The 7,760-nt window shown below is 67.1% G+C and carries 7 protein-coding genes; 1 reads left to right on the top strand and 6 read right to left on the bottom strand.

The genetic code is table 11. From position 1 onward, the window contains the following. From RMO12_RS16000 to RMO12_RS11455, 4 genes are all read right to left on the bottom strand, one after another. Nucleotides 1-165 (bottom strand): GNAT family N-acetyltransferase (locus RMO12_RS16000; RefSeq protein WP_405029667.1); only part of this gene is annotated, 165 nt, incomplete at its 3' end. 674 nt (nt 166-839) lie between these two features. After that, complete coding sequence (argJ, locus tag RMO12_RS11465) at nt 840-2,081, bottom strand: bifunctional glutamate N-acetyltransferase/amino-acid acetyltransferase ArgJ (protein ID WP_309639388.1); 1,242 nt, start codon at nt 2,079-2,081, stop codon at nt 840-842. Between the two features lie 55 nt (nt 2,082-2,136). Then, the gene (secA, locus tag RMO12_RS11460) at nt 2,137-4,893 is read right to left on the bottom strand and encodes a preprotein translocase subunit SecA (protein WP_309639387.1); all 2,757 of its coding nucleotides are present in this window, start codon (nt 4,891-4,893) and stop codon (nt 2,137-2,139) included. A 187-nt stretch (nt 4,894-5,080) separates the two neighbouring features. Further along, nucleotides 5,081-6,079 carry a M23 family metallopeptidase gene (locus RMO12_RS11455; protein WP_309639386.1) on the bottom strand — a complete coding sequence of 333 codons (999 nt, stop codon included), beginning with the start codon at nt 6,077-6,079 and terminating at the stop codon, nt 5,081-5,083. Nucleotides 6,080-6,135: 56 nt separating this feature from the next. Between RMO12_RS11455 and RMO12_RS11450 the strand changes: the two genes are divergently transcribed. Further along, complete coding sequence (locus RMO12_RS11450; RefSeq protein ID WP_309639385.1) at nt 6,136-6,417, top strand: hypothetical protein; 282 nt, start codon at nt 6,136-6,138, stop codon at nt 6,415-6,417. A gap of 85 nt (nt 6,418-6,502) precedes the next feature. Here the strand turns inward: RMO12_RS11450 and RMO12_RS11445 are convergent, their stop codons facing one another. Both RMO12_RS11445 and RMO12_RS11440 read right to left on the bottom strand, forming a co-directional pair. Then, nucleotides 6,503-7,000, bottom strand: a complete 498-nt coding sequence (locus RMO12_RS11445) for a hypothetical protein (RefSeq protein ID WP_309625802.1) — start codon at nt 6,998-7,000, stop codon at nt 6,503-6,505. Between the two features lie 173 nt (nt 7,001-7,173). Further along, entirely contained in the window at nt 7,174-7,551 is a 378-nt protein-coding gene (locus tag RMO12_RS11440; protein ID WP_309639384.1) for a hypothetical protein, read from the bottom strand. Nucleotides 7,552-7,760: the final 209 nt, after the last annotated feature.

The following is a 7,760-nucleotide window of genomic DNA, read 5'->3' as shown; positions in this document are numbered from 1 at the left end:
CGCGCACAGGCGCGTGTCGCGCGGCCGACCCGCCATGTCAAGCGCATGTTGGCGCAGCACGCCCTCGAGCTCGAAACCGCAGCGCTCCGCCACGCGCTGGCTGCGCGTGTTGGCGTCGTCGCAGCGGATCGCCACGCGGTGCGCGGCCAGACGCTCGAAGGCCATCGCATCGTCGTGACGGCGTGCGCATGCAGCAGCACGGCCGCGGTCAGCGGCAGGGCCAACATCGTCACCTGCCCACCGAACGAACTGATGAGAATGGAAATACACAGGCGCCGATAGACGGCGTCGCGCAGCAGGTCGTCGGCCGGCAGCGCGAAGCGCCGGCTCAACCGGCGGATCAAGGCGCATGCGAGGCGCTCGAACATCATGGTGTCCTCTCCCTGGTCCGGCACCGGGTGAGGTGTCGGTCGCGGCGCCGGCCGGGTGGGCCGAGCCTGAGCGGTGGTCTTGGACGGCGAAGGCCACGGATTGCGCTGAGATGAAAGGCCCCCACGCTCACTTCCTTGCCTGCCCCCGAGGGACGTTCAGCGTCCTGGGGACGGGGCCCGGCGGGCGCTGAGATCCAGCGCGCAGCGGCAGCCGGGCCGCGAGGTGATGAGAAGCTAGTGGCGGGCGACGCCGAGGGCGTTGCCGCCTTGCCGTCGCGCCGCGACGCGCGGTGCCGAGGCCGGCTTCCACGCGCCGACGCAGGCCCCACCGCACAAAGCGGTCGGCTGGCAGATCGGTGGGTGGGTGGTGATGGCGTTTGCTCCTGCGAGGCAGGTGCGAATGCCGGCAGCGCGTCCTGTGCGCCGGCAAGCCGCACAAGGCGGCATTGCGGCATTGCGGCGCCTTGCTCAACTGCGGTAGTCGGCGTTGATCGTCACGTAATCGTGCGATAAATCGCAGGTCCATACCGTCGCGTGAGCCCGGTTGGGCCCGTCTTCGCGGTGCAGGTCGATGCGAACCGTGATCTCGCTTTGCTTCATGACGCGCTGACCATCGACCTCGCGGTAGGCGGCGTGGCGTGCTCCGCGGGTGGCGACATGCACGTCATCAAGGTAAAGGTCGATGAGGTTCTGATCCAGGTCCTTGATGCCGGCGTAGCCCACTGCCGCAAGAATGCGGCCAAGATTGGGATCGCTGGCGAAGAACGCCGTCTTGACCAGCGGCGAATGCGCTACGGCATAGGCGACGAGCCGGCACTCTTCCTTGCTGCGACCGCCGTCGACGCGCACGGTGATGAACTTGGTGGCGCCTTCGCCGTCGCGCACGATCGCCTGGGCCAGTTGTTGCGCCACGGCGATGACGGCGCCCCGCAGCGCCGCACCCTCGGTGGACTCGAGTTCGGTGATTTCGGCATGTGCCGCCTGGCGCGAGGCCATCAGCACGAAGGAGTCGTTGGTCGAGGTGTCGCCGTCGACGGTGATGCGGTTGAAGGATCGGTCGGCCGCCTCGCGCACCAGTGCCTGCAGCGCGCGCGGCGCGATGTTGGCGTCGGTCGCGACGAAACCGAGCATCGTGGCCATGTTTGGCCGGATCATGCCGGCGCCCTTGGCGATGCCGGTGACGGTGACCGACGCGCCGCCGATCGTGAGCCGCCGCGACGCCGCCTTGGCCACCGTGTCGGTGGTCATGATCGCCTCGGCCGCAGCACCCCAGTTCGCAGCGCGCCGGTCGGCCAGCGCCGCCGGCAAGCTGGCCTCGATGCGCTCGCTGGGCAGCGTCTCCATGATCACGCCGGTGGAAAACGGCAGCACCTGCTCGGGCGCGATGTCGAGCTTGCGCGCCAGTGCCACGCAGGTCGACAAGGCGCGCACCAGGCCGTCTGCACCGGTGCCGGCATTGGCGTTGCCGGTGTTGATGACGAGCGCACGCACGCCGAGCGCGGCCGCGAGGTGCTTGCGGCACAGCTGCACGGGTGCCGCGCAGAAACGGTTCAGCGTGAACACGCCGGCCACCGCCGAGCCTTCGGCCAGGGTGAAGACCGCAAGGTCGCGGCGCTGGGCTTTCTTGACGCCGGCCATGGCGATGCCAATTTCCACGCCAGGCACCGCGTGCAGGTCGGCCGGGTTCGGTGCGCTCAGATTGACGGGCATGCGGGGGTCCTTCGGATCGAGCGGCCCGTGCAGCAGCAACCGGGCGCGCCGCGCTTCAGGCCAGCTGGCCGTGGCAGTGCTTGTACTTCTTGCCGCTACCGCAGGGACACGGGTCGTTGCGGCCGACGCGCGGCACCTCGGCCATGCGCGTTGCCACGTCGGTGGCGGCGTCCGTCTCCACGGCCACGCCGCCGTCGTCGGTGGGGTGCGTGTAGGTCACGTTGTGGATGTGCTCGGCCTGCTCTTCGAGCGCCTCGGCCGCCTGGGCGACTTCTTCGGTGCTGCGGATGCGCACCGTCATGAGCAGGCGCGTCACGTCCATCTTCACCACGTCGAGCAAGGTGGAAAACAGCTCGAAGGCTTCGCGCTTGTATTCCTGCTTCGGGTTCTTTTGCGCGTAGCCGCGCAGGTGGATGCCCTGGCGCAGGTAGTCGAGTGCGGCGAGGTGTTCGCGCCAGTGCGTGTCGATCGACTGCAGCAACACTTGACGCTCGAAGCCGGAGAAGGCCTCGGCGCCGACCAGCGCCACCTTGTCGGCAAAGCTCGTGTCGGCCACCTTGACGACCATCTCCACGATGTCTTCGTCGGCGATCGCATCGCTCTTCTCGACCTGCGCCGCGAGCGGCACGTCGAGTTGCCATTCCTCGCGCAGCACCCGCTCGAGCCCGGCCAGGTCCCATTGTTCCTCGACGCTTTCGGCCGGCACGAAGCTGCGCACCACGTCGGTCATCGCGCCGCGTCGCAGGTGCGTGATCTGCGCCGACAGCTCCCTGGATTCGAGGATGTCGTTGCGCTGCTGGTAGATGACCTTGCGTTGGTCGTTGGCGACGTCGTCGTATTCGAGCAGCTGCTTGCGCACGTCGAAGTTGCGCGCCTCGACCTTGCGCTGCGCGCCTTCGATGCTGCGCGAGACGATGCCGGCCTCGATGGCTTCGCCATCGGGCATCTTCAGGCGCTCCATGATCGCCTTGACGCGGTCGCCGGCAAAGATGCGCATCAGCGGGTCTTCGAGCGACAGGTAGAAGCGCGAAGCGCCCGGGTCGCCCTGGCGGCCGGATCGGCCGCGCAACTGGTAGTCGATGCGCCGCGACTCATGGCGCTCGGTGGCGACGATGCGCAGGCCACCGGTCGCCTTGACCCGCTCATGCAGTCCCGCCCATTCGTCGTGCAACTGCGTGATGCGGCGCGCCTTTTCGTCGGCGACGACCGCCGCGTCGGCCTCGAGGAATTGCACCTGCTTCTCGACGTTGCCGCCGAGCACGATGTCCGTGCCGCGGCCGGCCATGTTGGTGGCGATCGTCACCGCCTTCGGCCGGCCGGCCTGGGCAATGATCTCGGCCTCGCGCTGGTGCTGCTTGGCGTTGAGCACCTCGTGCGGCAGCTTGATATCGGCAAGCAGCTTGGAGACCAGCTCCGAGTTCTCGATCGAGGTCGTGCCCACCAGCACCGGCTGGCCGCGCTCGAAGCAATCTTGAATGTCCTTGACCACCGCCTCGTAGCGCTCGCGCGATGTCTTGTAAACGAGGTCCAGGTCGTCCTTGCGCACCGTCGGCATGTTGGGCGGCATCACCACCGTTTCCAGGCCGTAGATCTCCTGGAATTCGTAGGCTTCGGTGTCGGCCGTACCGGTCATGCCGGCGAGCTTGCCGTACATGCGAAAGTAATTCTGGAAGGTGATGGAGGCCAGCGTCTGATTTTCGGGAAGGATCTGCACGCCCTCCTTCGCCTCCACCGCCTGGTGCAGGCCGTCGCTCCAGCGGCGCCCGGTCATGAGACGCCCGGTGAACTCGTCGACGATCACCACCTCGCCGTTTTGCACCACGTAATGCTGGTCGCGGTGGTACAGGTGCTTGGCCCGCAGCGCCGCGTACAGATGGTGCATCAGCGTGATGTTGCCGGCTTCGTAGAGGCTGGCGCCTTCGGGCAGCAGGCCGGCCTCGGCGAGCAGTGCCTCGGCGCGCTCGTGGCCGTCTTCGGTGAGCACCACCTGGTGGTTCTTCTCGTCGGCGATGAAGTCGCCCGGCTCGATGACGCCTTCGCCGGTGCGCGTGTCGGCCTCGCCGATCTGCTTCTTGAGGTGCGGCGCCACCGCATTGATCTTGAGATAGAGCTCGGTCTGGTCTTCGGCCTGGCCGCTGATGATGAGCGGCGTGCGCGCCTCGTCGATCAGGATGGAGTCGACCTCGTCGACGATCGCGTAGTGCAGGCCGCGCTGCACGCGGTCGGCCACCTCGTTGACCATGTTGTCGCGCAGGTAATCGAAGCCGTATTCATTGTTGGTGCCGTAGGTGACGTCGGCGCCATACGCGGCCTGCTTCTCCTCGCGCGACATCTGCGCGCCATTCACACCCACGGTGAGGCCCAGAAAGTTGTAGAGCCGCCCCATCCACTCGGCGTCGCGCCGCGCGAGGTAGTCGTTGACCGTCACCACATGCACGCCCTTGCCGGCCAGCGCATTGAGATAGACCGGCAAGGTGGCCATCAGCGTCTTGCCTTCGCCGGTGCGCATCTCGCCGATCTTGCCCTTGTGCAGGGTCATGCCGCCGATGAGCTGCACGTCGAAGTGCCGCATCTTCAGGCTGCGCTTGCTGCCTTCACGCACGACGGCAAAAGCCTCGGGCAGCAGGTCGTCGAGCAAGGCACCTTCGGCGACGCGCTGGCGCAGCGTGTCGGTGCACCCTCGCAGGTCGGCGTCGGACAGCTTCTCGAATTGCGGCTCGAGCGCGTTGATCTGCTCGACCACGACGCGGTACTGCTTGAGCAAGCGGTCGTTGCGGCTGCCGAAAATCGAGGTGAGAAGCTTGGGCAACATGCAGGCTACAGGCGGTGGAGGTGTGGGCAGCGCGGGCCGAAGGGCCACGCAGGCCCCGGGGACATCTGCGGACAGCGCCCCGGAATAACAAGAGCGGCGCCTGTTCGGCGCCGCTTGAAGGCCGCGACTTTACCACCCGTCCCCCGCGCCTAAGAGCGACGCGACACGGTATGCCGCGCAATCGATTTCAATGCAAAGCGGCGGCTTCGCGGCGCGCGCGAGCGGCCTTTGCGGTGGCCGGAAGTCGCTCGCCGTGCCCGAGGAATTTGGCCGGATCCTGCGGCACGCCTTCAACCAGCACTTCGAAGTGCAGGTGCGGGCCGGTGGAACGGCCCGAGCTGCCGACTTCGGCGATCGACTGGCCGCGACGGACGAGGTCGCCCGCATGCACCAACAGCCTGGAGGCATGGGCATAGCGAGTGACCAGGCCGTTGCCGTGGTCGATCTCGACCGCGCGGCCGTAGGCCGAGTGGGCTTCGGCGCTCGACACCACGCCGCCGGCGGCGGCGAGGATCGACGTGCCCGTCTCGGCAGCGAAGTCGAGCCCGGTGTGCAGCGCACCGCGCCCGGTGAAGGGATCGGTGCGAAAGCCGAAAGCGGAACCGACCGGCGCATTGATGGGCGCCGAACTCGGCACCATCAACGCGCGCAGCCGCGTTTCGAGCAAACGGGATTCGATCAGCGTGAACACATCGCTGCCGTGATCCGCGTGCTCGTCGAGCGCGGCAAGCGCGATGTCGAGTTGCTGCAACGTGGGCGAGACGATCGGCACATGCGGCCCGCCGCTGGCGCCGCCCGCACCGGTGCGACCCTTCACCGGCAGGGGCTGGTCCAGACCGCGCAGGTCCTCGGACTTGAGGCCCGCCATGCCGGAGACGCGCTCACCCATGGATTGCAGCTTGAGCAGCTTGGCCTGCATCTCGCCGACCTTGGAGGCCATCGCATCGAGGTTCTCTCGCATGAAACGGTCGCGCTGCGCGATTTCGTCCTTGACCACTAGCTTGCCGATCTGGCCCACCACCGGCCAGCCCCCGCGTGCCGCCTCGAGCACGACGAAGTGGTAGATCGCGCCGGAGAGCGCGACCATGACGGTGGCCATGCCGAGGAATGCCGCAAGCAGCTTCCACGTGGGCAGGCTGATCACCCGCGCGTGAGCGAGTCGGCCATGGGTCACTATGATCTGCATGCGAGCCCCCCTTCATCAAGATGACACAGTCCCGCAATTCGACCCTGCCAGCCGCCTTGCCGATCGGCGCGGCACTGGCCCAGTCGGCGCCGCTCGCCCGTCTGCAATCGCTGCTGCGCGAATCGAATGCCCGCTTTTCGGTGATCCGGCCGCTGCTACCGCCACTCCTGGCCGCGCATGTGAGGCCGGGCCCGGTGGCCGAGGATGGCTGGACGCTCTTGGCCGGCAATGCGGCCGTGGCGGCCAAGTTGCGTCAGCTGCTGCCTCGCCTGGAGGCCACTTTGCTGGAGCAGGGGTGGCAACGTAACGCGGTCCGCATCCGGGTTCAATCGAGCTAAGAACGGCGAAACAATTCGGCGCACTTGCGCCCCTCACCGGCGCCAAAGTGACTGTTTGCGTCCATCCGCTTGTCGCCATGATGGTTCAGCGACGAGCCGTTACTCGCGCAACAGCGGGCCGCATGTCGGCCGCTAACGACGACTCGACCGCTGCGCTCGGGCGGGATGCTGCAGGCACTTTCTTGCCTTGGCGGTCGATCTCGGCAAGCGCCAGCGCCGTCTGTTCGGCGATCTCCTTGGCGGTTGCGGCGTCGTACGTGAAAACGTTGCGCTTGGCCGCCGTGCGCATCTGCGTCGTCGACTTGCTCATCGCTTCGAGCTGAATCTCGATACTGCGATCGGCGCTGCGCGCCTTGATCAGCTCCCCGCCGTTCACGCCGACGACTTCATCGACGGTGATGCCCATCTTGCCGAGCGCCAACACCGAGGCTTTCTTGACCTGCGCTGTCGACGCAGTGAAGGTGCGGTAGCTGACGCTGCTCGCGGTGTGCGAAACGCCGGCCGACGCACCCACGCCGAGCGCCGTGATTGCCAGTGCCTCGCAGCCCGCGAGCAGCACGAAGGCGCCGGATGCGCTCGACATCCAAACAGCCCGCAGACATGCTCGCTTGCCGATCCGTGCCATGACGCGCCGCCTCATTCAGTCGATTGACTGACCAGGGCGCAAGCCGCGTGCCAGGACACGGCGAAAGAAGGGCCCATGGCGCCGGTTGTCCGAAGCGAACGGGCGCCTTGCGTCAAGCCGTCCGACCCGGTTCAACACCTGCATGAATTTCGATCGCCGCGGTGCGCGTCTGCGCTCGGGTGCACGGAAAAGCATTGTCGGCAGCAGCCCAAAGCCCAACCGCTCACCGGCACGAGGAACCCCAGCACGGGAACCGACTGCAACACGTCGAGCGCCGGCAGGATGAAGGCGCGCGCCGTCCGGTTCTTTGCTGCCAGGTACCCGGTGCCGATCGCGAAGAGCAGCGAGAAGCTGAACGCGATCCACATGCGCAGCAGCATGCGGCCGGCGTAGTACGGGATCAGGCTCGGCGAGTTGTCGACCTGCGGCACCGCCGTCGGATCGAAGTGCACCAGCATGCCCTTGCCAAAGTGCAGCGCGCTCCAGAGCAGGCCCAGCAGGGCCAGCATCACCAAGCCGTCCACCCAGCCGGGTGCGCGACGCTCTTAGATGATGGCGAGTTGGGGCGCGGTGCTGTTCGTCATGCTGGAACGCAGTTCTTGTTCTTGGCGACGGGGCGATCAGTTCTCGACGTGCAGCCGCAAGGCAAAGAAGGAAACCGGACCGCGGTCTGCGTTGTAGCCGGGGTTCCTGATCCGCTGATAGTCGAACGACGCCG

The sequence above is a fragment of the Methylibium sp. genome, from assembly GCF_031393925.1.
Taxonomy (GTDB): Bacteria; Pseudomonadota; Gammaproteobacteria; order Burkholderiales; family Burkholderiaceae_C; genus Methylibium.
Note: the sequence above shows the minus strand (reverse complement) of the source record. Positions and strands in the feature narration are given on the sequence as shown.